23 protein-coding genes are annotated in these 25,999 nt (G+C 60.5%); 10 read left to right on the top strand and 13 right to left on the bottom strand.

Annotated features, from left to right (window positions below; genetic code table 11):
• Positions 1-5: 5 nt before the first annotated feature.
• Genes ccmI through ccmA form a run of 9 tightly spaced genes read right to left on the bottom strand, consistent with a single transcriptional unit; the run spans position 6 to position 6,977 of the window.
• Positions 6-1,199, bottom strand: a complete 1,194-nt coding sequence (ccmI, locus tag PCPL58_RS12010) for a c-type cytochrome biogenesis protein CcmI (RefSeq protein WP_065349484.1) — start codon at positions 1,197-1,199, stop codon at positions 6-8.
• Positions 1,196-1,666, bottom strand: coding sequence for a cytochrome c-type biogenesis protein (locus tag PCPL58_RS12005; protein WP_054081583.1), 471 nt, complete (start codon positions 1,664-1,666; stop codon positions 1,196-1,198). The genes ccmI and PCPL58_RS12005 overlap by 4 nt, the downstream gene beginning before the upstream one ends.
• Complete coding sequence (locus tag PCPL58_RS12000; protein WP_054081582.1) at positions 1,663-2,199, bottom strand: DsbE family thiol:disulfide interchange protein; 537 nt, start codon at positions 2,197-2,199, stop codon at positions 1,663-1,665. The genes PCPL58_RS12005 and PCPL58_RS12000 overlap by 4 nt, the downstream gene beginning before the upstream one ends.
• Positions 2,196-4,169, bottom strand: a complete 1,974-nt coding sequence (locus PCPL58_RS11995; RefSeq protein WP_065349483.1) for a heme lyase CcmF/NrfE family subunit — start codon at positions 4,167-4,169, stop codon at positions 2,196-2,198. Before PCPL58_RS11995 ends, PCPL58_RS12000 begins: the two co-directional genes overlap by 4 nt.
• Before the next feature lie 3 nt (positions 4,170-4,172).
• Entirely contained in the window at positions 4,173-4,640 is a 468-nt protein-coding gene (gene ccmE / locus PCPL58_RS11990; protein WP_065349482.1) for a cytochrome c maturation protein CcmE, read from the bottom strand.
• A complete protein-coding gene (gene ccmD / locus PCPL58_RS11985) occupies positions 4,637-4,813 on the bottom strand; it encodes a heme exporter protein CcmD (RefSeq protein ID WP_003370283.1) in 177 nt (58 codons plus the stop codon). Before ccmD ends, ccmE begins: the two co-directional genes overlap by 4 nt.
• On the bottom strand, positions 4,810-5,613 hold the full coding sequence (locus tag PCPL58_RS11980; protein ID WP_065349481.1) for a heme ABC transporter permease: 804 nt from the start codon (positions 5,611-5,613) through the stop codon (positions 4,810-4,812). Before PCPL58_RS11980 ends, ccmD begins: the two co-directional genes overlap by 4 nt.
• 54 nt (positions 5,614-5,667) lie before the next feature.
• Positions 5,668-6,339 (bottom strand): heme exporter protein CcmB, encoded by a 672-nt coding sequence (gene ccmB / locus PCPL58_RS11975; RefSeq protein WP_065349480.1) that lies wholly within the window; start codon positions 6,337-6,339, stop codon positions 5,668-5,670.
• Entirely contained in the window at positions 6,336-6,977 is a 642-nt protein-coding gene (ccmA, locus tag PCPL58_RS11970) for a cytochrome c biogenesis heme-transporting ATPase CcmA (protein WP_065349479.1), read from the bottom strand. The genes ccmB and ccmA overlap by 4 nt, the downstream gene beginning before the upstream one ends.
• Positions 6,978-7,166: 189 nt before the next feature.
• Here ccmA and fliK point away from each other — a divergent pair, with 189 nt between their 5' ends.
• Both fliK and PCPL58_RS11960 read left to right on the top strand, forming a co-directional pair.
• Complete coding sequence (gene fliK / locus PCPL58_RS11965) at positions 7,167-8,792, top strand: flagellar hook-length control protein FliK (RefSeq protein ID WP_065349478.1); 1,626 nt, start codon at positions 7,167-7,169, stop codon at positions 8,790-8,792.
• On the top strand, positions 8,792-9,115 hold the full coding sequence (locus PCPL58_RS11960) for an EscU/YscU/HrcU family type III secretion system export apparatus switch protein (RefSeq protein WP_003370273.1): 324 nt from the start codon (positions 8,792-8,794) through the stop codon (positions 9,113-9,115). Before fliK ends, PCPL58_RS11960 begins: the two co-directional genes overlap by 1 nt.
• A gap of 21 nt (positions 9,116-9,136) precedes the next feature.
• On the opposite strand, the gene recR is transcribed toward PCPL58_RS11960, so the two are convergent.
• Complete coding sequence (recR, locus tag PCPL58_RS11955; RefSeq protein ID WP_003370271.1) at positions 9,137-9,739, bottom strand: recombination mediator RecR; 603 nt, start codon at positions 9,737-9,739, stop codon at positions 9,137-9,139.
• A gap of 110 nt (positions 9,740-9,849) precedes the next feature.
• A complete protein-coding gene (locus tag PCPL58_RS11950; RefSeq protein WP_065349477.1) occupies positions 9,850-10,734 on the bottom strand; it encodes a LysR family transcriptional regulator in 885 nt (294 codons plus the stop codon).
• A 96-nt stretch (positions 10,735-10,830) separates the two neighbouring features.
• Between PCPL58_RS11950 and PCPL58_RS11945 the strand changes: the two genes are divergently transcribed.
• The 5 genes from PCPL58_RS11945 (at position 10,831) to PCPL58_RS11925 (ending at position 16,097) form a co-directional block, all read left to right on the top strand.
• Positions 10,831-11,967, top strand: a complete 1,137-nt coding sequence (locus PCPL58_RS11945; protein ID WP_065349476.1) for a DSD1 family PLP-dependent enzyme — start codon at positions 10,831-10,833, stop codon at positions 11,965-11,967.
• The gene (locus PCPL58_RS11940; RefSeq protein WP_003370265.1) at positions 11,957-12,349 is read left to right on the top strand and encodes a RidA family protein; all 393 of its coding nucleotides are present in this window, start codon (positions 11,957-11,959) and stop codon (positions 12,347-12,349) included. The genes PCPL58_RS11945 and PCPL58_RS11940 overlap by 11 nt, the downstream gene beginning before the upstream one ends.
• 19 nt (positions 12,350-12,368) lie before the next feature.
• Complete coding sequence (locus tag PCPL58_RS11935) at positions 12,369-13,553, top strand: NAD(P)/FAD-dependent oxidoreductase (RefSeq protein WP_003417790.1); 1,185 nt, start codon at positions 12,369-12,371, stop codon at positions 13,551-13,553.
• Between the two features lie 38 nt (positions 13,554-13,591).
• A complete protein-coding gene (locus tag PCPL58_RS11930) occupies positions 13,592-14,452 on the top strand; it encodes a GNAT family N-acetyltransferase (protein WP_032609919.1) in 861 nt (286 codons plus the stop codon).
• A 184-nt stretch (positions 14,453-14,636) separates the two neighbouring features.
• Positions 14,637-16,097 (top strand): aldehyde dehydrogenase family protein, encoded by a 1,461-nt coding sequence (locus tag PCPL58_RS11925; protein ID WP_065349474.1) that lies wholly within the window; start codon positions 14,637-14,639, stop codon positions 16,095-16,097.
• Between the two features lie 155 nt (positions 16,098-16,252).
• On the opposite strand, the gene rlmM is transcribed toward PCPL58_RS11925, so the two are convergent.
• The gene (gene rlmM / locus PCPL58_RS11920; RefSeq protein WP_065349473.1) at positions 16,253-17,326 is read right to left on the bottom strand and encodes a 23S rRNA (cytidine(2498)-2'-O)-methyltransferase RlmM; all 1,074 of its coding nucleotides are present in this window, start codon (positions 17,324-17,326) and stop codon (positions 16,253-16,255) included.
• A 192-nt stretch (positions 17,327-17,518) separates the two neighbouring features.
• Here rlmM and acnA point away from each other — a divergent pair, with 192 nt between their 5' ends.
• The 3 genes from acnA to PCPL58_RS11905 all read left to right on the top strand — a co-directional run bounded on the left by acnA (position 17,519) and on the right by PCPL58_RS11905 (position 23,336).
• Positions 17,519-20,263: an aconitate hydratase AcnA gene (gene acnA / locus PCPL58_RS11915; RefSeq protein ID WP_065349472.1), complete on the top strand. Its 2,745-nt coding sequence runs from the start codon at positions 17,519-17,521 to the stop codon at positions 20,261-20,263.
• Positions 20,264-20,496: 233 nt separating this feature from the next.
• The gene (locus tag PCPL58_RS11910; RefSeq protein WP_065349471.1) at positions 20,497-22,062 is read left to right on the top strand and encodes a methyl-accepting chemotaxis protein; all 1,566 of its coding nucleotides are present in this window, start codon (positions 20,497-20,499) and stop codon (positions 22,060-22,062) included.
• Between the two features lie 749 nt (positions 22,063-22,811).
• Positions 22,812-23,336 carry a hypothetical protein gene (locus tag PCPL58_RS11905; protein WP_065349470.1) on the top strand — a complete coding sequence of 175 codons (525 nt, stop codon included), beginning with the start codon at positions 22,812-22,814 and terminating at the stop codon, positions 23,334-23,336.
• 64 nt (positions 23,337-23,400) lie between these two features.
• On the opposite strand, the gene PCPL58_RS11900 is transcribed toward PCPL58_RS11905, so the two are convergent.
• A complete protein-coding gene (locus tag PCPL58_RS11900; protein WP_065349469.1) occupies positions 23,401-25,266 on the bottom strand; it encodes an autotransporter outer membrane beta-barrel domain-containing protein in 1,866 nt (621 codons plus the stop codon).
• Between the last annotated feature and the right edge of the window lie 733 nt (positions 25,267-25,999).

Raw genomic sequence — 25,999 nt, 5'->3', positions numbered from 1 at the left:
TTTCTCTAGTTATCCGGACTGTCGATGGTCAATGCCTGCTGCGCCGCAGTATCACTGGCCAGAGGCTGACTGCGGCCGACCCACTCACCGGTGGTTGGCTGCCCCGCGCGAGACACTCGCGCAACCAGTTGGACTTGCGCGAAGTTCGACAGGTTCAGTTGCGGCATCATCGCATCGGCATCGCTCAGTTCCACGTCGGCAGGCAAGTCCGCCACGGTAATGCGTTTGACCGCCAGAGGTGCCGCCGGGCCATTGATGGCGCGGGCGAAGATAAACACGCTGTCGCTCGGCCTTACTTTGCCTTGAAGCCCGGGAGCCAGCTCGACATGAATTTTTATCGACTTCGCCTTCACTGCCGGCGCCGCGTCTGCAGCGCGTTTGGCAAGGTTATCTCTGGCGCGGGCAATGCCGCCTTCCAGTGCCGAACGCGATGCGTCATCTGCGGGCAGTGCGGCAAGTAACCGGGTCCAATAATCCACGGCCGCCTGATAGCGCTGTGTTTCGAACGCGGCAATCCCGAGCAGGCCAAGGCTGGTGACTTCCCTGGGGTCAGCCTGCAGCGCTTCGTCGGTCAGCGCCTGCACCTGTGGCGTGAAGTGCTTGCCGCGGGCGAAATACAGCGCCTGAGCCCATTGCCCGAGCAACTCGGGCTGCCTTCCGGCCAGCGCCACCGAACGCTCGAACATCTGCGCGGCATCACCGGGGCGGTTCTGCGCCATATAGCTGCGCGCCAGAAAATAGAGGTTTTCGGCGGAATCCGGCTGAGCCTGCACGCTGCGCTCAAGGCGCTGGGTCATGTCTGCCAGCGAGGTCGGTGGTCGAGCGAATTCGCGACTCAATTCAACCCGGTCACTGGCACCCAGTTGAAGATAGCCCGCCAGTCCCAACACCGGGACCAGCACCGCAGCCAGCACCAGCAAGGGCTTGCCCAGACGCGATGTCCGGGCAGGCTCTGCGCCTTCGGTGTCGGCGAGCAGCTCGCGCGCTGCTTCGGCACGTGCAGCCTGCAATTGCGTCGCCGACAACACGCCCTGCTCGTGCTGAACCTGTAACTCGCTCAGTCGCTCCTGATACAACGCCACGTTCAGAGCCGTGCGGTCTTCTTCCCGTTGCGCGCGATGGCCGCGCAGCAGCGGAATCAGCAAAAAGCTCAGCGCGACCAGCAGCAACAGCCCGGTTGCCATCCAGAAATCGATCATGGGCGGTGCTCATCCAGCAAGGTGGCAAGACGCTGCCGCTCATCTTCGGAGAGTCCGTCGGCCTGTGCGGATTGTGCCTTGCGGCGGCAGCCAACGATAAGCCCGATCACCACAAGCCCGCCGACCAGCAGGCAGGCCGGCCCGAACCACAGCAGCCAGGTACGCGCAGTCAGGCTCGGTTTGTAGCGAACGAAATCGCCATAGCGATCGACCATGAAATCGATGATCTGCTGATTGCTCTGCCCCTCGCCCAGCATGCGGTAGATTTCCTTGCGCAAATCGGCGGCAATCGGCGCATTGGAGTCGGCGATGTCCTGGTTCTGGCATTTCGGGCAGCGCAGTTCTCTGGTCAGTTCGCTGTAGCGCGCGCGCTCGGCGTCGTCGCGAAAGGCATAAGCGTCGATGGCCGCGTGAGCAATACCGGAACACAGCATGCCGAGCAGGACGATCAACAGACAGCGCTTCATGGCCGCGCCTCATCAACCAGTTGCTGATAACGCGCGGCAAGCTTTTCGCGCCACACCGCATCGTCGATGACCCCGACGTGTTTGTAACGGATGACGCCTTGAGCATCGATCAGGAAGGTTTCCGGCGCGCCGTACACCCCCAGGTCGAGCCCCAGAGAGCCCTCCTGGTCACGAATATTCAACCGATACGGATCATGGAATTCCTTGAGCCATTTCAGCGCGTCCGCGTTGACGTCCTTGTAATTCACGCCGTAGATCAGCACGCCCTGCTGCGCCAGCCGGGTCAGTACAGGATGCTCCACCCGGCAGGCCACGCACCAGGTGCCCCAGACGTTGACCAGCGCAGGTTTGCCGAGCAGATCGGCACGGCTCAACATCCGCTCGTCCTGCACCGACGGTAGCGAGAACGCCGGAAAAGGTTTGCCGATCAGCGCCGAAGGCAGCTCAGAGGGGTCCAGATACAAACCGCGATACAACAACGCCGCCACGCCCAGAAACAGCACCAGTGGCAGTACCATGAACCAGCGTTTCATTGTGCAGCTCCCGACAGACCCAACGCCTCGCGCACCTTGTTCTTGACCCGGGTGCGATAACGCCGATCGAGCGCCGCCAGCACCCCGCCCAGACCGGTCAGCAGGCCGCCAAGCCAGATCCAGCGCACAAACGGTTTGACATGAACCCGAACAGCCCACGCACCATCGCCCAGCGGCTCCCCCAGGGCGACATACAGGTCGCGACTGAAACCGGCATCAATGCCCGCCTCGGTCATCATCGATTGCTGCACGGTGTAGAGGCGTTTCTCCGGGTGCAGTTCGGTCAGTTGAACGCCGTTGCGTAACACGCGAACGGTGCTCCGATCCGAGGTGAAGTTCGGCCCTTCATAATGCCGGGCGCCCTCGAAGACAAAGGTATACCCACCCAGTTCGGTGGATTCGCCGGGGGCCATGCGCAAATCGCGCTCGGCGCTGTTCTGGCTCGACAGCACCACGCCCAGCGCGCACACGACAATGCCAAGGTGCGCCAGCTGCATGCCCCAGTAGCTGCGGGTCAGACTGCGTGCACCACTGAGCAGCCCCCTGTGGCGGGTCTTGTCGAACAGGTCGCGAACACCGGCCAGCAGCACCCAAGCGGCAAGCATCAGAGCGGCCAGCACCGCCCACTGGAAATCGTCCAGCAGCAGACCGGCCAGCACTGCCAGAACGACGCTGCCGAGCAGTACCGGGGCCAGCATGCCGAGCAGCCATTTCAGTGGTGTGTCCTTCCAGCGCACCAGTACACCGACCGCCATGACCGCCAGCAACAGGCCCATCAACGGCACGAACAGCGTGTTGAAGTAAGGCGGGCCGACCGACATCTTGGCGCCGCTCATGGCATCGATCACCAGCGGATAAAGGGTGCCCAGCAGAATCATGGACGCGGCAACCACCAGCAACAGGTTATTGCCCAGCAGCAGGGTTTCCCGCGACCACAGACCGAACCCGACGTGGCTTTTGACCACCGGTGCGCGAATCGCAAACAGGGTCAGCGAACCGCCGACCACGAACAGCAAAAACATCAGGATGAACACGCCGCGCGCCGGGTCCGAGGCAAAGGCGTGAACGGAGGTCAGCACTCCGGAACGGACCAGGAAAGTGCCCAGCAGGCTCAGAGAAAACGCAGCAATGGCCAGCAATACCGTCCAGCTCTTGAACACGCCACGTTTTTCCGTGACCGCCAGCGAGTGAATCAGCGCAGTGCCCACCAGCCAGGGCATGAACGAGGCGTTTTCCACAGGGTCCCAGAACCACCAGCCGCCCCAGCCCAGTTCGTAATACGCCCACCACGAGCCAAGGCTGATGCCGATGCCGAGAAAGGCCCAGGCCACCAGCGTCCACGGCCTGGACCAGCGCGCCCAGGCAGCGTCGAGTCGGCCGCCGAGCAAGGCAGCGATGGCGAACGCAAAGGCTACGGAGAAGCCGACATAGCCCATGTACAGCATCGGCGGATGCACGATAAGGCCAATGTCCTGCAACAGCGGGTTCAGATCACGTCCGTTGGCAGGCATCTGCGGCAACAGACGCGCGAACGGGTTGGAGGTGAGGATCAGAAACGACAGAAAACCCAGGCTGATCATGCCCATCACGGCGAGGACCCTCGCCAGCATCACCTGCGGCAGTTGCCGGGAAAACACCGACACGGCGAAGGTCCAGCCACCAAGAATCAACGCCCAGAGCAGCAGCGAACCTTCATGCGCACCCCACACGGCGCTGAATTTGTAGTACCAGGGCAGCGCGGTGTTGGAGTTCTGTGCAACGTAGGCGACTGAGAAGTCGTCGACCATGAACGCGTAGGTCAGACAACCGAAGGCGAAGATCAGAAAGCTGAACTGGCCCCAGGCTGCGGGACGGGCAAGGCTCATCCACAAGCGATCACCGCGCCATGCGCCGATCAGCGGAATGATGGCCTGCACCAGCGCAAAGCAGAATGCCAGAATCATGGCCAGCTGGCCGAGTTCGGGAATCATCGGTCAACCCTGTTTGACGGGTGTGGAAGACGCAGCCGATACCGCCTGACCGCTATCACGCAGCGCCTTGGTGACCTCGGGGGGCATGTATTTCTCGTCATGCTTGGCCAGTACTTCATCAGCCACCACTACACCCTGTGCATTGAGTTTGCCCAGCGCCACGATGCCCTGCCCTTCACGAAACAGATCAGGAAGAATGCCTCGGTAGGTGATGGTCACCGACTTGTTGAAATCGGTGACCACAAAACGCACGTCCAGCGAATCGGCCGAGCGCTGCAATGAGCCCTTTTCGACCATGCCGCCAGCCCGAATGCGCGTATCCAGCGGTGCCTCACCATTGGCGATCTGGCTGGGGGTGTAGAACAGGTTGATGTTTTCCTGCAAGGCGCTGAGGGCCAGGGTCACGGCCAGACCGACACCGGCCAGCAGCGCGACAATGATCAACAAGCGTTTTTTGCGCAACGGGTTCACGGGCGATTCTCCCGCTTCAGGCGACGCGCCTGCTGTTTCATAAACCGCTGCCGAGCCCATAGCGGCAGCGCCACGTTGACCAGCAGTACCACAAGGCACAGACCGTAGGCCGACCAGACAAACACGCCGTGGCGGCCCATGGCAAGAAAGTCGCTGAACGATGCAAAACTCAAAGCGTGTTCTCCGACTGCGCGGTTGTGTGACCCAGGCTGCGCAGTATCTCGGCCTTGACCCATTGCGTGCGCGCTTCGCGGCGCAATACTTCAAGACGCATGCGCATCATCAACAGCACGCCGAACAAGCAGTAGAAACCCAGCGTGGTGAACAGCAGCGGTAGCCACATTTCAGCCGGCATGGCGGGCTTCTCGGTGAGGCTGAACGTCGAACCCTGGTGCAGGGTGTTCCACCACTCGACCGAATACTTGATGATCGGAATGTTCACCACACCGACGATGGCCAGCACCGCGCAGGCCTTGGCGGCGCTGTCGCGGTTACTGATGGCATTGCCCAGCGCGATCAGGCCGAAATACAGAAACAGCAGAATCAGCATCGAGGTCAGTCGCGCGTCCCAGACCCACCATGCTCCCCAGGTGGGCTTGCCCCAGATCGCGCCGGTCGCCAGCGCCAGCGCGGTCATCCACGCGCCAACAGGTGCAGCGCAATGCAGTGCGACATCGGCCAGCTTGATTCTCCAGACCAGCCCGACCAGCCCGCACACGGCCAGCATGACGTAACAGGACTGGGCGAGCATCGCGGCAGGTACGTGGATATAAACGATCCGGAAGCTGTTGCCCTGCTGGTAATCCGGCGGCGCGAACGCCAGGCCCCAGACCATGCCGATGACCAGCAACAGCACGGCGGCAACACTCAACCAGGGCAGCAGGCGTGCGCTGACGCGATAAAACCCTTTCGGTGAGCCGAGCGTGTGCAGCCAGGCCCAACCGATGCTGCTTTTCATGGCGTTGCTTTTCATCAGGGTACATCCAGGGTATTGAACGGCATCGAAGTCTCGATCCCGGAACCACAATTATTCGCCGATGCTGATCTTCAGGCCAGCGGCTATCGCAAAGGGTGTCAGGGTGATCGCCAGCGCCGCCAGGCTGCCCAGCCACAACAGATAGCCGGTCGTCGGCATGCCCTGCAACGCGGCCTGCAACGCACCGCTGCCCAGAATCAGCACCGGGATATACAGCGGCAGTATCAACAATGCCAGCAGCAGGCCGCCACGCTTCAACCCCACGGTCAATGCCGTCCCCAATGCCCCCAGCAGGCTGAGCACCGGTGTGCCCAGCAGCAGTGAAACCATCAACACCGGCAGGCACTGCACCGGCAGGCCGAGCATCAAGGCCAGCAAGGGTGACAACAGTACCAGTGCCAGCCCGGAAAAAACCCAGTGTGCCAGCACTTTGATCAGCACCAGAAGGGCCAGCGGGTGCGGCGAAAGGACCCACTGCTCCAGCGAGCCGTCCTCGAAATCACTGCGCAACAGCCCGTCCAGCGACAGCAGCACGGCCAGCAGCGCCGCCACCCAGACCAGCCCCGGCGACAAGGTTTGCAACAATTGCGTCTGCGGTCCCAGCGCTAGCGGAAACAGGGCGACCACGATCGCGAAGAACACCAGTGGGTTAGCCAGCTCTGCGGGACGCCTCGCCAGCAGCCGCACCTCACGGAGCATCAGCAGGACAAACACATTGCTCATGCTGACCACTGCCCCAGGTCGAGGTCCCGATAGCCCGCAGGCACCCGGCTCAGGCTGTGGTGGGTGGTCATGACAATCATGCCGCCCTGTTCACAGTGCCCGGCAAGGTGGTTTTCCAGTTGCTCGATGCCTTGGCGGTCGAGCGCGGTAAACGGCTCGTCGAGCAGCCAGAGTGGCGGACCCGGCAGATACAGACGCGCCAGCGCGACGCGACGCTGCTGCCCAGCCGACAAGGTGTGACAGGGCACGTCCTCGAAACCTGCCAGACCGACCGCATCGAGGGCGGTGGCTATGGCGTCGGCATCGGCTGGCTTGTGAAGTGCACTGAGCCAGGACAGGTTTTCCAGCGGCGTCAGCACATCCTTGAGCGCTGGCGCATGACCGATCCACAACAGCTTGCTGCCCGGTGCCGCGGGCTCACGACCCACTGGCTGCGTGTCGAGCACTACCTGCCCGACCGTTGGCTGCATCAACCCGCACAGCAGGCGCAGCAGGCTGGTCTTGCCGCAGCCGTTGGGACCGCTGATCTGCAGCATGTCGCCTGTGTGCAACTGAAGATCGAGGTTTTCGAACAGCATCCGCCCGTCCCGCTCACACGCCAGAGCCGTCGCTTGCAAAAATGGGGTGGCTGGGATCATCGAGCGTTTCCAGTGCTTTGCGTCGCGAAATGTGCCAAAACAGACACATACGGAGTAAAACGCGGTTCAAGTCGGGGTTGATACGGCCGTTACATGAAGAGAAGTTAATGGCGGCTGGTCCGGTTTTGGCCGGTATTATACATGCGAGTCCTGTTATCAAAGGGGCAATTTCCTCGGGTCGATAGTTCAATGACAGGCGACATCACCAGCGTTCCGGCAACAAACGCCACCATGACACTGCTGCGCAACGGCATCTCCCCGGCGCAAGTGCTGACCATGCTGCAATCGGCGGAAAATCTGATCCCCGAAGGCGAAACCGTCAACGCCGAAGTGCTGACCCTCAAGCAGGTCAACCAGAACTTCCAGCTGCTGTTGCGACTGGTGCTCGCCAACGGCAGCCTGACCAATTTACCGGTCACCAGCAGCGTCCCGTTCACGCCCGGCAGCCTGCTGCAAGTGGCGCAGGCGTCGGCCAACGAGCTGACCTTGACGCTGCAGCAGCTCAACGGCGCGCTGAAAAACTCGATGACCAGCATCGATACCCGACAATTACCGGTCGGCACGCTGCTGCAGGGCAAAGTCATGACCAGCCAGGTGATCGCTCAGGGAGTCAATCAACTGGCCGGCCAGAGCCCGGCCGCTGCGACGCCCACCTACCGGTCCATCGTGATGCTGCTCAACACAGCGCTGGCGGGTTCCAGCCTGACCATCGAGAGCCCGCAGCCGCTGACGGTCGGCAGCCTCTTGAGCGCTCAGGTACAAGGCAATCAGGCACTCAACTTCGTTGCCCTGCCCGGTCGTTTCGACCAACTGGCCGTGGCGCAGCAACTGTCCGCACAGCAAAATCGCCAAGGCTCGCTGGACACTCTGATCAACGCACTGCAAAACCTGCAGTCCGGCAGCCCGACCAGTACCAGCCCGGCCATCAGCGCGCCGCTGCAGGCCAGTATCAACCAGTTACTCGCCGACCTGCCCGACGTTGAGCAGATGACCACGCCCAAAGGCGTCGCCCAGGCGCTCAACGCCAGCGGTGTATTTCTGGAAGCCAAGCTGCTGGCCGGATTGAACCCGGCGCACATGCCGGACATGAAAGCCAATCTGATGCGCCTGATCGCCCAGATCCTTCCCGGCCTGCCGGATAACACGTCCTATGGCGCAGCGGCGGCGTCCAATACCCTGGCGCGCACAATGCCCAATGCAATCCGCAATGCGCTGGGCACCCTGGGCCTGGTCGCGGCACGCACTCAGCCAAGCATTTTTCCGCTGCCATCGCGCACGGTCAGCGGAGGCGAGAAGGAGGACGATCTGGAAATCCTCCTCAAGCTCGCTGCGGCTGCCGTATCACGCCTGCAAAGCCATCAACTGGGCGGTCTGGAGCAGACACGTACCAACGCCGACGGCACCCAGGTGACCACCTGGCAACTGGAAGTGCCAATGCGCAACGCCCACGACATCGTGCCCTTGCAGGTCAAGGTGCAGCGCGAAGACACGCCGGATCAGGAGGCCGCCGAAGACCGTGATGATGGCGAGATCAAGGACACCCGGGAAAAGCTCTGGAAAGTCGATCTGGCGTTCGACCTCGAGCCGTTGGGCCCCTTGCAGGTGCATGCACAGTTACTGCGCGGCACGCTGTCCAGCCAGCTGTGGGCCGAGCGCCCCGACAGCGCGGCATTGATCGAACATGAGCTGGGGTATCTGCGCGAACGGCTGATAGCCTGCGGCCTGGCAGTGGGTGAACTGGCCTGCAGTCACGGCACACCGCCAAGCGGTCCGCGTACCGCGCTCGAACAACGCTGGATCGACGAGAACGCCTGATGAGCCTACCCGACCACACTCCGCGCCAGGCTATCGCCCTCAGCTATGACGGCCAGCATGCTCCGACGCTCAGCGCCAAGGGCGACGACCAGTTGGCCGAGGCGATTCTGGCCATTGCTCGCGAATACGAAGTGCCCATCTACGAGAATGCCGAACTGGTCAAGCTGCTGGCACGCATGGAGCTGGGCGACAGCATTCCCGAGCCGCTGTACCGCACGATTGCCGAAATCATCGCGTTCGCCTGGCACCTGAAAGGCAAGTTTCCGGCAGGTCAGGACCCGGACGCGCCACCTGTCGAGCGCGATATTACACCGCGCTACTGACAGCAGAAGCGCTGGCCGGTATCACATCGAAATCGGCTTGCGCCCTGCAAACGAGTGCGCCAGGGTACCGCCGTCGACCAGGTCCAGCTCGCCACCCAGCGGAACGCCGTGGGCGATGCGCGACGCGACCAGGCCCTTGTCATGGAGCAACTGGGCGATGTAATGCGCCGTCGCTTCGCCTTCCACGGTCGGATTGGTCGCGAGAATCACTTCGGTGAAGGTGCCCTGCTGGCTGATGCGTTCCATCAACTGCGGAATGCCGATGGCCTCCGGCCCCAGGCCGTCGAGCGGCGACAGATGGCCCTTGAGCACGAAGTAACGACCGCGGTAGCCGGTCTGCTCCACCGCATAGACATCCGTCGGGCCTTCAACCACGCACAACAACGTGTCATCACGACGCGTATCTGCACATTGCGGGCAGAGTTCCTCTTCGGTCAGCGTACGGCACGAGCGGCAGTGACCCACGCCGTCCATCGCCTGCCCCAGTGCCTGCGCCAGCCGCGAACCGCCGCTGCGGTCACGCTCCAGCAACTGCAACGCCATGCGCTGAGCGGTTTTCTGACCGACGCCCGGCAGCACGCGGAAGGCATCGATCAACTGGCGAATCAGGGGGCTGAAACTCATGGAGAAAAATCCGACAAAAACACAAGACGCGGTTTATACCCGCGCGTTGCCGTGAGCGTCAATTAAGGTATTCAACCCTGCGACCAACAGCGTGCCGTTGCTTTGCCGGATCAGGCTTTCAGAGCTGTCTCGAGAAACTCGGTCAACGCCTGCACCCGTGCGCTGCGATGCTTGCGTACAGGCACCAGCAGGTTGATCGGCGCACTGGCCAGTTGCCAATCGGCGAGCACCCTTACCAGCCTGCCGCTGGCAATGGCGTCGCTGACGTCCCACTGCGAGCGCAACACGATGCCCAGCCCCTGCTCGGCCCAGCGCCGGGCGACCGAACCGTCGTTGCTGAGCAGCGCGGGCTCGATGCGCAGGGTCTTTTTGGTCTGGCCCTTGCTCAGGTGCCAGAGGGTAACGTCTTCATCGTTTTCGCGAATAGAGATGCAGCGATGGGCAGCCAGCTGTTCGGGCGTCGAGGGCACACCATGTTGCTCGATATACGCCGGGCTGGCGCATAGCCAGCGATGGTTCTGCGCCAGCGGCCTGGCGATCCACTGGCTGTCATTGAGGCTACCGATGTGTATCACCGCATCGCTGTCATGACGGTCCGGCCAGGGTGTTTCGCGCAGGTCCAGCTGCAGACACAACTGCGGGTGCAGCCTGGCGAAGCGCGCCAGCAGCGGCGCAATACGCTGGCGCCCATAACCGAATGGCGCTGCCAGGCGCAGCGTACCCACCAGCCGTTCGTCACGCTGCTTGAAGGACTCCGGGAGCGCCTCCAACTGCTCCAGCAACTGTGCGCTTTCGCGTGCGAAACGCTCGCCATCAGCGGTCAGACTCAGGCGCCTGGCGTCGCGATTGGCCAGGGTGATGCCCAGTTGCGCCTCCAGTTTGCGCAAGCGCATCGACAACGCCGGCGGCGAGACGTTGAGGATTCTGGCGGCAGCACTGAGCGATTCGCAGCGCGACAGGGTCACGGCCAAACGCAGGTCTTCGATGGCTATCATTCACTTCAGCTTAATGATTGATGATCACGCATTGAACCACAGCTTCATCATCGCTGCGTAGAGTGGCTGCCGTACCCAGCCACATGAGCGCTCTCCATGTCAGCCTCCCTGTCCTCTCTCGATACGCCTGTCGCGCTGCTCGATGTGTCGCGCATGCAGCACAATATCCAGCGCATGCAACAACGCATGAATGAACTGGGCGTGCGCTTGCGCCCACACGTCAAGACCAGCAAATGCCTGCCGGTCATTCAGGCGCAGATTGCAGCGGGCGCCAGCGGCGTCACGGTATCGACATTAAAGGAGGCCGAACACTGCTTTGCCGAGGGCATCGACGATGTGTTCTATGCCGTGGCCATTGCGCCCGGCAAGCTGGAGCAGGCACTCAGACTGCGGCGCAAGGGCTGCCGCCTGAGCCTCCTGACCGACAGCTTGGCGGCTGCCCGGGCGATTGTGGTCTTCGGCCAGGCGCATGACGAACGTTTCGACGTCTGGATTGAAATCGATTGCGACGGTCATCGTTCCGGCCTGACCGTCGACGATGCATCGCTCGTCGAGGTCGCGCGCACGCTGGTCGACGGTGGCATGCAACTGCGTGGGGTAATGACCCATGCCGGGTCCAGTTATGACCTCGACACCCCCGCAGCCCTGCAAGCCCTCGCCGAACAGGAGCGCAGGCTCTGCGTCAGCGCCGCCGAGCGGATTCGTCAGGCAGGACTGCCCTGTGCGGACGTCAGCATTGGTTCGACACCGACGGCCCTGTCGGCGCAGAGCCTGCACGGCGTGACCGAAGTTCGCGCCGGCGTGTATGTGTTCTTCGACCTGGTGATGCACAACATTGGCGTATGCCAGGCAGATGAGCTGGCCCTGAGCGTGTTGACCACGGTCATCGGCCACCAGCAGGACAAGGGCTGGATCATCGTTGACGCGGGCTGGATGGCCATGAGCCGCGACCGTGGCACTCAGCGCCAGCGCGAGGATTTCGGCTACGGCCAGGTGTGCAGCGAAAGCGGCGAGTGGATCGACGGTGCACGGGTCACCGGTGCCAATCAGGAGCACGGCATCATCACGCTCGCTACGGGCAGCGAGACCGACATCAGCAAGCGTTTTCCCATCGGCAGCCGACTGCGCATTCTGCCCAATCACGCCTGTGCCACCGGCGCGCAATTCCCGGACTACCACGCCTGCGACAGCGAAGGCGCAATCCATACCTGGAGTCGCCTGCATGGCTGGTGAGATGAAACCGATCAGTACGTCCCTGGCCGCCGCACCCGGTGGGCATTATTCGCAGGCGATGCTGCATCAGGGCACGCTGCATGTTTCCGGACAATTGCCGGTGCGCGCCGATGGCAGTCACAGCGTCGGGGAGCCGTTCGAGGTCCAGGCTGCGGTCGCGCTGGACAATCTGCTGGCCATCCTCGGCGCGGCGGGATGCAGTACGAATGACCTGCTGAAAGTGACGATTTATATCGCCGGCGTCCAACACTGGCCTGCCTTCGACCGCCTCTACGCGGGCTATCTGGGCGAGCATCGCCCTGCGCGTGCCGTAGTGCCGGTCCCGGAATTGCACCACGGCTACCTGATCGAGATCGAAGCCCTGGCGCGCTGTGATCAATGAACATGACCGGGAGCCCCTCATGACCCCACAAAAAAGCGATGTCCTGATTATCGGCGGCGGCTTCATGGGCGCGTCCTCCGCGTTTTTTCTGCGCCAGCACGGCCGTTCGGTCACCCTGCTGGAGCGTGACCAGATCGGCCAATATGCCAGCGGCGTGAATTTCGGTAACGTGCGCCGTCAGGGACGATTTCTTGGCCAACTGGAACTGTCCAATCGCTCTTGGGCACTGTGGAAGCGCCTGCCTGAGCTGATCGGTGAAGACCTGGAATTCATTCCCAGCGGGCACATGCGCGTTTGCTATCGCGAAGACGAAATTGCCGAACTGGAAGCCTATGCCGCCGCCCCGGAAGCCCGCGAGCTGGATTTGCAGATCCTTTCCGGCAAGGCTCTGCATGACCGTTTTCCGTTTCTTGGTGCACAAGTCAAAGGCGGTTCCTATGCGCCCCATGACGGGCACGCCAACCCACGGTTGGCTGCACCCGCATTCGCCCGTGCGGCGATTCGCGCAGGTGCAAGAATTGAGGAACGCACTGAAGTGATCGAGGTGCAGAAGGTCGGCGGCGAGTTTCAGGTCACCACCGCCGATGGACAGCTATTCGTCGCCGAACAGTTGCTCATCACTGCGGGTGCCTGGGGCGCCAGGCTCGCCGAGCAATTCGGCGAGTCAGTGCCTCTTGAGCCGAACGGACCGCAGATGTCGGTGACAGAACCGATACCTTACGCGCTGCCGACGGTGATCGGGGTGTTCACCAGGATCAAGGAAGAAGTGATCTATTTCCGGCAGATCCCGCGCGGCAACATCATCATCGGAGGCGGCAATCGCAATAAACCGGACATGCTCAACCGCCGCGCCTACTTCAAGCCGGAGAGCCTGATCAACCAGATGAAACAGATGAAACGCCTGCTACCGGGTGCAGAGAAGCTGAACATCATCCGTGTCTGGAGCGGCATCGAGAGTTACACGCCGGACTCGCTGCCGATCATGGGCCGCAGCGGCAAGGTCGACGGCCTGTTCTACGCGTTTGGCTTCTGCGGCCATGGTTTTCAGCTTGGCCCCGGCGTCGGTGACGTCATGGCCGAGCTGATCAGCACCGGCAGCACGCGCACATTGATCAGCCCGTTCGATATTCGCCGCTTCACCGATCCGACTGCCATCGAGATGCCGCTCATGTCCAGCCTGATGAGCACTGGAAAGCTGGTATGAGCCCAACCACTCACCCACCCCATTGCAACGGAGGCGCCATGCCTGCAACCACAGACGCTCACTACCAGTATCGCCCGGTGACTGCGGAGGATATCCCGGCAGCCCATGCCCTTTCAGTGAGCCTCAAATGGCCACATCGCGAACAGGACTGGGCAATGGTGCAACGTACTTCCGAGGGCTTTGTCGCCGAGCATGATGGCCAGCTGGTTGGCGTAGCGTTTACCTGCCATCAGGGCGACTGGTCCTCGATCGGGCTGGTGATCGTCCGCGATGATCATCAGGGCAAAGGCATCGGTCGCCGCTTGATGAAGCTGTGTCTCGACGCGACGGCACCGCGCACGCCAGTCCTCAACGCTACGGAACTGGGCGCGCCGCTTTACCAGAGTCTGGGTTTCGTAGATTTTGCCCGCATCCAGCAGCATCAGGGCATTGCTGACCTGTCAGGTCTGTTGGCACCGAAAGACGACCTGCCGATTCGTACGCTGGGTCCGACCGACCACGCAGAACTGATCCGACTGGCCAACGCGGGCAGCGGCCTGGATCGCACTGCCGTGTTGACTGACCTGTTGTCGCGCGATGCAGAACGCGCGGTCGGGATTGAATACGCAGGTCAGTTGCAAGGCATCGCCCTGCTGCGCCGCTTCGGGCGCGGTCATATCATCGGTCCGGTGGTCGCCCGTGATGTCGATCAGGCACAACGATTGATTGAACACCTGTTGCAACAGATACCCGGCATGTTCGTGCGCTTCGACATTCTGGCTGACTGCGGACTGGCAGCGTGGCTCGAAGGGCTGGGGCTGCCATGTGTCGACAGGGCACCGCGCATGGTGCTCGGGACGCCGCCCGCCTCCGTCCCGGATGTGCAGCAATTCGCGCTGGTGACTCAGGCGATCGGCTGAAAACAGCGCGGATAAACGGCCAAAACAGGTCCGCCATGTTAGCGGGTTGCATACAGCAGATTATTCTTTGCAACCCGGCAGATCGGCGCTTTTTATCCAGACTGCTTTGTTAGCTTATGGGTATCGAACGGCCTGACAGCAAAGTGCCTGGCCTTGACCATTATTGCTCCAGGGAGCCCGCTGGATGACCTCACAGTCCTTGAACAGCCATCACGTTGATCCGGACACCGCGCTGAAACTGTATATCGATGGGGGGTGGTCCGCCCCGCTCGACCCGGTCAGTATTGCGGTGATCAACCCTGCGACCGAAGAGGTGGTGGCGCATGTCGCCAGTGGCTCGGCCGCCGATGTCGACCGTGCGGTTGCAGCAGCGCGGGCAGCCTTTGCCGGCTGGTCCGGCACCTCGCCACACGCCCGGGCACAGATAATCGGTCGGATCCACGAGCTTATTCTTGAGCGCAAGGAACAACTGGCGCAGGCGATCTCGCTGGAGATGGGCGCAGCCATCAGTTCGGCGCGGGCCATGCAGGTGCCACTGGCCGCCGAGCATGTGCGTGTCGCACGTGACCTGCTGGCGACCTATCGCTTCCAGACCGTTGAAGGCGGCACGGCAATCGAACGCGAGCCCATCGGGGTGTGTGGCCTGATCACGCCGTGGAACTGGCCGTTGTATCAAATCACCGCCAAAGTCGCCCCGGCCATCGCGGCGGGTTGTACGGTGGTGCTCAAGCCCAGCGAATTGTCGCCTTTGAGCGCCCTGCTGTTCGCGCAACTGGTGCATGACGCCGGTCTGCCGCCCGGCGTGTTCAACCTGGTCAATGGCAGCGGCCCCGAGGTCGGCGGCGCGATGGCGGCCCACCCTGATATCGACATGATCTCGATCACTGGTTCCAATCGGGCAGGCGCATTGGTGGCGCAGGCCGCCGCACCGACGGTTAAACGAGTGACTCAGGAACTGGGCGGCAAATCACCGAATATCCTGCTGCCCGACGCCGACTTCGCCAAAGCGGTGCCGCCCGGCGTGATGGCCGCGTTCCGCAATGTGGGTCAGTCGTGCAGCGCACCAACGCGAATGATCGTGCCCAGGAACCGATTGGCGGAAGTCGAAGCGCTGGCTGCCGAAACGGCCGCGGCAATCGTTGTGGGTGATCCGCAGTCGGAGCACACGGTATTGGGCCCTATCGCCAACGAGGCGCAGTTTCACCGTGTCCAGGCGATGATCGATGCCGGGCTGAGCGAAGGCGCGAAGCTGGTGTGCGGCGGGCCGGGACGGTTGCTGGGCCATGAGCGAGGCTTCTATACCCGGCCAACGGTGTTTTCCGAGGTGGATTCGTCCATGCGTATCGCCCGGGAAGAGATTTTCGGCCCGGTGCTGTGCCTGATGGCCTACGACACGATTGAGGAGGCTATCGCAATTGCCAACGATACGGTCTATGGCCTGGGTGCGCATGTACAGGGGCAGGACCTTGACCTGGCGCGCTCGGTCGCTTCGCGCATTCGTGCCGGGCAAGTGCACCTGAACTACCCCGCCTGGAACCCGATGGCCCCGTTCGGCGGCTACAAGCGCTCTGGCAACGGTCGCGAGTATGGCGTGCAGGGGTTCGAAGAGTATCTGGAGACCAAGGCTATTGTGGGGTTTGGCTGAGTGGGGTTTGTGATGCGCGCTAATTCTTGCTGATCGCGAGGATCGTTCCAACGCTCCGCGTCGGAATGCAGTTCGTGACGCTCCGCGTCACAAACTACATGCCAACGTGGCATTGGCACGATAGTCACTGGAGCGTGCGAAACGAGAGTGAGAAATCACTTTCTCGCCGTTTTGGCCACGTCCAGCCTGCGCAGGTGGCAGGTGACTTCTTCGCGGTCGTGGTAGAGCTGTTTGCAGCCGATGGCCACCCGTACCCCTCGCGCCTGAAAGCCCTCTTCGATGCGGTCGAGCAGTCGGCGTACTTCAGCGTAGCGCTGTTTCATCGGCAACTTGAGGTTGACCACCGCTTCGCGGCACAGGCCTTCACCCAGCCAGGTTTCCAGCAGCGCCGCATTGCGCGCAGGCTTTTCGACGATGTCGCAGACCATCCAGTCGACTGGCTGCCGAGGCTTGTAGGTAAAACCGTCGGCCATCAAGTGCTGAACCAGCCCGGTGTCCATCAGGCTTTCCGCCATCGGTCCGTTATCGATGGCGGTCACTAGCATGCCGCGGCGCACCAGTTGATACGTCCAGCCGCCCGGCGCGGCACCCAGGTCCACACCGGTCATGTCGCCGGAAAGGCGCTCGTCCCACTGGTCTCTGGGAATGAAGTGGTGCCACGCCTCTTCTAGCTTCAAGGTCGAACGGCTTGGCGCCTCGCGGGGAAACTTGAGGCGCGGGATGCCCATAGGCCACATGGCGGAGTTGTCCGCATCGGCCAGACCGAGAAACACCTCGCGACCACTCTTGAAGGTCAGCAGCAGACGCGGCTTGCGCGGGTCATCCACCAGTTTGCCTGCCTGAGTCAGGGCCTTGCGCAGCGGCGCTTCGAACTTCTTGCAGAAATTCGACAGCTCCTTGCCGTCGTTGGTATCCACCACCTCAAGCCACAGACTGCCGCAGATCGGGAACGCCGCCAGCTGCGCCAGAATCACGCTGATGCGATCGGTTTCCGGCAACTCGAGAAACAGCCCCCGCGCCCACTGCCGGGGAAAGATCAGCTTGTCGAAGCGCTGACCGTTCATCAACCGCTCGGCACCATCCGCCTCGGTGCAGATGAATTCGGCGCAGGCGGTGCTGGGACGGGCCTTGGCATACCCGGCCACGTCCAGGCGCGCGGCGTGATCGGCTATTTCCGAGCAGACTTCGCCCTCAAAACCGGGTCGGCAGTGCATAAACAGTGTATTCATGGGTTACTCCTGGGCAGTGGGCACTCGGGCGTAACCCCGCAGACTTGAAAGCCGCGCATGATAGCCCAATCCAGGAACCACTGGTGCGGCCGAACAGTCCACAGAACTTGAAGCCTGATGCGGCGCTCCCGACCTGATGCACATGGAGCCCGTGAACCGATGTTCGGAGAACATTCCTCAAAGGAGACATTCATGCCCTCCCTCGATAGCCTGAAGAGCCTTAAAACCCTCGAAATTGATAACAAGACCTACCACTACTTCAGCCTGCCGGAAGCCGCCCGCTCACTGGGCGATCTGGACAAGCTGCCTATGTCACTCAAGGTGCTGCTGGAAAACCTGCTGCGCTGGGAAGACAACAAGACCGTCACGGGCAACGACCTCAAGGCTATTGCCGACTGGCTGACCGAGCGCCGTTCGGACCGGGAAATTCAATACCGCCCTGCCCGCGTGCTGATGCAGGACTTTACCGGTGTGCCGGCAGTGGTCGATCTGGCCGCCATGCGTGCTGCCGTGGCCAAGGCTGGTGGTGACCCGCAACGCATCAACCCCCTTTCCCCGGTGGACCTGGTGATCGACCACTCGGTAATGGTCGACAAGTTTGGCAACGCGGAAGCCTTCGGCGAGAACGTCGATATCGAGATGCAGCGCAACGGCGAGCGCTACGCGTTCCTGCGCTGGGGCCAGAGCGCTTTCGATAATTTCAGCGTGGTGCCGCCCGGCACCGGCATTTGCCATCAGGTGAACCTCGAATACCTGGGCCGCACGGTATGGACCAAGGAAGAGGACGGCCGCACTTACGCATTCCCCGACACGCTGGTCGGTACCGACTCGCACACCACGATGATCAATGGCCTGGGCGTACTGGGCTGGGGCGTGGGCGGTATCGAAGCCGAAGCGGCGATGCTTGGCCAACCGGTGTCGATGCTGATCCCGGAAGTCATCGGTTTCCGGCTGACCGGCAAACTGAAGGAAGGCATCACCGCTACCGACCTGGTGCTCACCGTCACCCAGATGCTGCGCAAGAAAGGTGTGGTCGGCAAGTTTGTCGAGTTCTACGGCGACGGCCTGGCCGATCTGCCGCTGGCCGACCGCGCGACCATTGCCAACATGGCGCCCGAGTACGGCGCAACCTGTGGTTTCTTCCCGGTCGATGACGTCACACTGGATTACCTGCGTCTGTCGGGTCGTCCCGACGAAACCGTCAAGCTGGTCGAAGCGTATTGCAAGGCTCAGGGTCTATGGCGTCTGGCAGGCCAGGAACCGGTGTTCACCGACAGCCTGGAACTGGACATGAGCACGGTCGAAGCCAGCCTTGCTGGCCCCAAGCGCCCTCAGGATCGTGTAGCGCTGCCGAATGTGTCCAAGGCCTTCAGCGATTTCCTCGGTCTACAGGTCAAGCCTGCCAAGGTCGATGAAGGTCGCCTGGAGAGCGAAGGCGGTGGCGGTGTCGCGGTTGGCAACGAGGCCCAGGTCAGCGGCGAAACCCAATATGAATACAACGGCCAGACCTATCATCTGAAAGACGGCGCTGTGGTGATCGCGGCGATCACGTCCTGCACCAACACCTCCAACCCCAGCGTCATGATGGCAGCCGGGCTGGTCGCGAAGAAAGCCGTCGAGAAAGGCCTGAAGCGCAAGCCGTGGGTGAAAAGCTCATTGGCACCCGGCTCCAAAGTGGTGACCGATTATTACAACGCAGCAGGTCTGACCCAATACCTCGATGCCCTGGGCTTCGATCTGGTCGGTTACGGCTGCACCACCTGCATCGGCAACTCCGGACCGCTGCTGGAGCCTATCGAGAAAGCCATTCAACAGTCCGACCTGACAGTCGCGTCGGTGCTTTCGGGCAACCGCAACTTCGAGGGCCGCGTCCATCCGCTGGTCAAGACCAACTGGCTGGCATCGCCCCCCCTGGTAGTCGCCTATGCACTGGCAGGCTCGGTGCGCATCGACATCAGCAGCGAACCCCTGGGCGAAGGCGCAGACGGCAAACCGGTCTATCTGCGCGATATCTGGCCGAGTCAGCAGGAAATCGCCGACGCCGTGGCCAGCGTCAACACCGGCATGTTCCATAAGGAATACGCCGAAGTCTTTGCCGGCGACGAACAATGGCAAGCCATCGAAGTGCCGCAGGCTGCCACCTACGTCTGGCAGGACGATTCCACCTACATTCAGCACCCGCCGTTCTTCGACGGCATCGACGGTCCGCTGCCGGCTATCGAAGACGTGGAAAACGCACGCATCCTGGCCCTGCTGGGCGACTCGGTGACCACCGACCATATCTCCCCTGCCGGTAATATCAAGGCCGACAGCCCTGCCGGGCGCTACCTGCAGGAGAAAGGCGTCACGTATCAGGACTTCAACTCTTACGGCTCGCGCCGTGGCGACCATGAAGTGATGATGCGCGGGACCTTTGCCAATATCCGTATCCGCAACGAAATGCTCGGCGGCGAGGAAGGTGGCAACACGGTGCATGTGCCCTCCGGCGAGAAGCTGGCGATCTACGACGCGGCCATGCGTTATCAGACAGAAGGCACGCCGCTAGTGATCATTGCCGGTCTGGAATACGGCACGGGCTCTAGCCGTGACTGGGCTGCCAAGGGCACCAACCTGCTGGGCGTCAAGGCGGTCATCGCCGAAAGCTTCGAACGGATTCACCGCTCGAACCTGGTGGGCATGGGCGTGCTGCCTTTGCAGTTCAAGAACGGCCAGACGCGCAAGACCCTCGGCCTGACCGGCAAGGAGACGCTGAAGATCACCGGACTGACCAACGCAGACGTGCAGCCGGGCATGAGCCTGACCCTGCATATCGACCGCGAAGACGGCAGCAAGGAAACCGTCGACGTGCTGTGCCGCATCGATACGCTTAATGAAGTGGAATACTTCAAGTCGGGCGGCATTCTGCATTACGTGCTGCGCCAGCTGATCGCCTCCTGATATCTCATAAATGGGGCCTGCATCCTGCTTAAGGGTCAGGCCCCAGCATGAAAATTTTTATAAACTCGCTCCTGCTCCGCCCACCTCCAGCCTGATGTATTACGGGCTGTTCACCTGTCCCATGCAGGCCGTACACGGCTGACTCTCCGGTCACTTGTCGCACGTCGCTCAATTTATCGACGTGCCCGCCGATAACCACGCCACAGTCTTCCGGATCGAAGGATCGAAATCCCATGCGCAACAACCAGCCCGTCACTCAACATGAGCGGACATTCCCTGCCGAACAACGACTGATTTCCACCACCGACACCCGAGGCACCATCACCTACTGCAACGATGCCTTTTTCGACATCAGTGGTTACAGCGAGGCTGAATTGCTCGGTGCTGCGCATAACACAGTACGTCATCCGGACGTACCGCCTGCAGTCTTCGAGCACATGTGGACCACGCTCAAGTCCGGGCAGCCGTGGATGGGCATCGTCAAGAACCGCTGCAAGAACGGCGATCATTATTGGGTCAATGCCTACGTGACGCCGGTACTGGAAAACCGCCAGGTGGTGGGTTTCGAGTCGGTACGTATCAAGCCGACCGCCGAACAGATCCGCCGTGCCGAGGCGCTTTACACCCGCCTCAACAAGGGCAAGAGCGCCGTACCAAACCGCGACAAGTGGCTGCCGGTACTTCAGGACTGGCTGCCGTTCATTCTGGTCAGCCAACTGAGCTTCCTGATCGGCGTGTGGCTCAATTCACACTGGGGTTTTGCATTGGCTGCGGCGTTGTCGGTACCGCTCGGCCTGCTGGGGCTTTCCTGGCAGCAGCGTGGCACCAAACGCTTGTTACGCCTGGCCGAACAGACCACTTCCGACCCGTTGATCGCGCAGATGTACACCGACAGCCGTGGCCCGCAAGCGCGTCTGGAAATGTCGATCCTCAGCCAGGAAGCGCGCATGAAAACCTGCCTGACGCGCTTGCAGGACACCGCCGAACACCTGAACAGTCAGGCCCGCCAGTCCAACTCGCTGGCCAATGCCAGTTCGATCGGGCTGGAACGTCAGCGTGTGGAAACCGAGCAGGTTGCCGCCGCCATCAACCAGATGGCCGCCACCACTCAGGAAGTGGCCAATCACGTAAACCGTGCCGCTGATGCCACCCAGCAGGCCAACGAACTGACGCGTCGCGGTCGCGATATCGCCGGTGAAACCCGCGAAGCCATTCAGCGCCTGTCCACCTCGGTGGGCGAAACCGGCCTGACCGTGACCCGCATGGCCAAGGACAGCGATGAAATCGGCGGCGTGGTCGATGTGATCAAAGGCATTGCCGACCAAACCAACCTGCTGGCGCTCAACGCCGCGATCGAAGCGGCGCGCGCCGGTGAGATGGGTCGCGGCTTTGCGGTTGTGGCAGATGAAGTGCGTCAGCTCGCGCAACGCACCGCCGAGTCCACCGGACAGATTCATGGCCTGATCGCCAAACTGCAGCAGACCGCAACCGACGCGGTTCACACCATGGACACCGGTCGCCGTCAGGCCGAAGAAGGCGTAGCCCGGGTACTGGAGGCAGATCAGGCGCTGGTGGGCATCAGCGAGGCCGTCGCCAATATCACCGACATGACCACGCAAATCGCCACCGCCACGGAAGAGCAAAGCGCCGTGGCCGAGGAAATCAATCGCAACATCGCCACCATCGCCAGCCTGGCAGACCAGACCTCTGACGAAGCGCGTCGCTCTGCCGTATTAAGTGGTGAACTGACCGACACGGCCAACTCACAGTATTCACTGGTAGAGCGGTTTAATCGCTAAGGCCTGAGACTGTATGCCAAGCCTCGACAAACTTCGGTTGGTCGGGGCTTTTTTATGAGCGTCAATAGTGTGCACTGTTAGCACTCCCTTCAAATCTGACAGAACTTGAGAAGCCATCTGAAGAACGTGCAGGATATTTTTTTAACATCTTCAATGACAGCAATGCAGTACTTTTGCCTATTGACAGTGGACGCATACTCCGACTAGTTGAAATTCAGTTGATGCGGTAGTTATTTATTACCCCTTACGCCGACATGCAGATCGTTTTCAGCAAAGCATTCCTGTTCGGTCTGGACACCCCGGCACCGTCAATACAAGTTTAAACACAGCAGCCTACATTTCCGCCCACAACCTTGACGGCCTCGCACGCTAACGCGTGCGAGACCCTAATGATAAAGTTGAGTGAATATTCCTACGCAGGAGTGGGAATTCAGCCAAAACCTACTTTTTTACCTTCTGTAAGACTTATCTGTAGTTAATGTCCTACAGGTATTTCACACACAAAAAGCCCTGAAATAACACTCACACCAAGCCACACCCTTTATTTACAGCATCTCCAACACTAACGAGCGATAACTCACTGTGCACATGATACCAAATGTAACTGCACAACCTCACACAAGCTTGGCTTGTCTTTGATACCGGCAGACACTTGACCTGAACACTTATGTGCCTTGTAATAATTCCGTTGCCGACAACTGCCGGCACGCATATAACAACTCAACTTAATGTCAATAAAAGAGTTAACGATGGATAAACAACAATCCACGGATGTAGCGGCGCGCACCCAAAAAGAAAAAAACACTCCCGACAGCGCGAGCACTGTTCAAGAAGCCCCACCCCACGAGAGCCGCTACCGACACGCGAGCCCTCTCCATCTACCATCCGATATTTCCAACACGCTGAAAGCACCTGTGCTGCCTAACATCGATCCTGATTCCATCAGTCACGAACAGGCACATGCGGGCATTACCATCCATATCCCTGGGTCAGTCAAAATGTGCTGGGGTGACGAAATCCATTTCTATTGGGGTAAAAACCTGTCATCGACAACGCTTTTCCATCGGGTAGGCGAAAACAGCGTGGTAAGTGTGCTGTGTATTTCCTACACTTTCACCCCCTATATTCAGTACGGTCTGGTTGACCTGTATTACGAGCTTTATCGTGATCATCGCCTGATCGGCACATCGCCAGTGTTACGGGTGAACGTCAACTACGCGGTGCCTGTCACCTCCCGCCAGAAACAACGCAAACGCAGGTTTACCGATCATTAACCGAAAAGCCCCCGGTGATCATTCACCGGGGGCTCTGGTGTTACTCAGGCACTGGCCTTAAGGATCAGAATGCCAGGCGTAACCCCACATTCGCTCCCCAGGGTTGCTCGATATGCCGACCTTTCATGTAATCGAAGTCTGCGTGCAGTTTCAGACGCTCGGACAGCGACACCGATACCCCGGCGCCCAGTTCGCCGCGCGAACCGAACAGGCTGTTATCGAATTTCACATCGTTGGCTTTCACCTCGTTGCGGCGCGAAAACTCCTGTGCAACGGCGACGCGCACATAAGGCTGCAATACCCCGCCATCCTTGAGCGCGACACTGCGGCCCAGCGAGGTGCCCACCTTGCCCAATACCGATTGGGTCTGATCGTTCTTCGCTTTCATGCCGTTGTCCAGGCGCAGTTCCTGTCCCTGAACGACGACACTGGACAACTGAGCGAACGGTTCGAGAAAGTAATCGTCCGCCAGTTTGATGTGGCGGCCGAACTCTACCCAGCCCCCTACCCCGTTGTTGGTATAGTCACCCTTGGCCTTGCTTGCATCGCTCATGGCAACATCTGCCTTGTTGCGAAAGCGGTTGAGTTTGAGCACGCCGTCAACGTAGTAGCCATCGTCCGACAGCCAGGTGGCATAGGCGCCTGCATAGTAGCTGTCGACTTTACCCGTAGTACCACGGCTCAAATCGATACCGGACGTGCTGTACCCTCCCAGCACACCGACCACCAGTTGGCCGTTGCTGACCTCGACGGGCGCATCGGCCCCCAGCGACAGGCCACTTTGCTTCTGCCGATAGTCGACACCGTCACTGGTCGTGGCATTCAGCCTGTTGCCATAGGCGCGCATCCAGCCGCCCGCCCTGCCGCTTGCACGAACCTCACCCATGCGCGAACGCAGGGTAGAGAGCTCACTCATCCAGATGGCAGGTGCCGCGCTGTAAAGGGCAAGCGCGCTCTGGGTCGAGGGGCTTATGACCTTGTCTTTACCGACGATGAACCAGTCATTGCCCTGCTGTTCCAGCAAATACGAATAGGCGCCCAGGTCGACCCGCCCGCCCAGCAGGCTGAATTGCGCGTCGCCACCTTCGGTATGCACCACCTTGAGCGGTGCCATGTCAGCAGACACAACCTCCACACCCGTGTTGCGCACCTGCAAGCCGAACTGTCCACTGGCCTGGCCGTTGACGTCGATGAGATCTCCGACACCGTTGTCCAGATCCACGCGCAAGCCAAACGTGCCGCCCCCTGACAACTCATTCAGCGAAAGTGTATGAAAGCCTTCGCCAGCAAACGCCACGCTGCCGCCATGCAGGGAAAGCGACCTGACGGCATTGTCGCCCTGCATCTGCCAGTGACTGCCCGAGGTAATCGCCAGACGGTTGCCATTGACGATGTTGCCGTTCAATTGTGCGTCGTTTTGCAGCGTGATGTTCAGGGTGCTGGTGTCATCGGCGATAAGGTCGCCATTTAGGGTGCTGTTATCGACGTTGAAGTTGACAGTGCTGTGATCTTCCACCTCCAGCAGGTTGCCATTTCCGGCCCATAGCTCGGAATGGTTTTGCACAGCAATGTCGGCCTCGATGTCGAGCGCAACGCGCTGGTTTACTTTGATGGCGGCCCCGGCCAAACCCTGGACTATCGATCGGTCAATCACAGCAACGGACTTGTTTCCGACCAGTATTCCGGCTTGGGATCCATCCACCAGATGGATTCCATTCATGTCGCCTGTCACATGACTGTTGTCGGCGATCAGCACATTGGCGCCAGAAACAAAAATCCCCTGGCCACTTTTGCTTTGCGACGCAAACCCGCGCACATCGGTATTGAAAATACTCAGCGCCCCCCACAACCCGACTGAAATACCGTAGCCCGATCCCGATACATCGCTTGAATGAGCCGATACCGTGGAGCCAGGGTTGATAGAGCCCATCACTCCATGAAGAACGATGCCGCTACCTGTCGCGTTTTTCACGGTAGCGTTGGAGAGATTACCCAGCGCATCGGAAAGGCTGATACCGCTCTCAACCACGCCGGACTGAATATTGACCGTAGCGTCTCTCACGACCACCTGGTCTGCTCGTCCACCGACAATATTAAGAACACTTTGATAACCAATGTGATAAGAATCGAAAGGAGTATCAGGACCTACGGTAATGATTTCAGCCCGTCTAACGGTTTCATCTGGCAACTCTTCATCCGGCCACAATCCGGTGACTGCTGCAGTGTCTAAAGGCAGACCATTATTATCGCCCGATGCCGCTGCCGACGCCTGTACATTAGCGAGAGCGCCAAAGGCAATCACGGCAAGTTGAAACGCGCCACCCCGCGACTTAACGACGTTACTTTTTCTACTAGACACCGTCCATCTCCTCGTTTTTTTGAGAGTGGAAAGATAGCTTACTTAATTCATAAACCCTGGCCCTGTTCAATACCCAAAACGTAGGAGCCTTCCCAAAATAATATAAGAAGTTTCTTACAGCGAGCATCCAAATGGGCGCCAAGCAAAAAACTCTCAAACTAATTAAATAATCTCCACACAACCACTTGACCAGCCCACCAAAACCCTATTACGTCCAATTTTGACTGAGAACATCATTGACTCTTTCGCCAAGTACCAACCAAAAAAATCTCATTCAGAAACACGTTCGAAAAAAAGTAGGAAA

The organism is Pseudomonas cerasi (genome assembly GCF_900074915.1).
Classification (GTDB): domain Bacteria; phylum Pseudomonadota; class Gammaproteobacteria; order Pseudomonadales; family Pseudomonadaceae; genus Aquipseudomonas; species Aquipseudomonas cerasi.
Note: the sequence above shows the minus strand (reverse complement) of the source record. Positions and strands in the feature narration are given on the sequence as shown.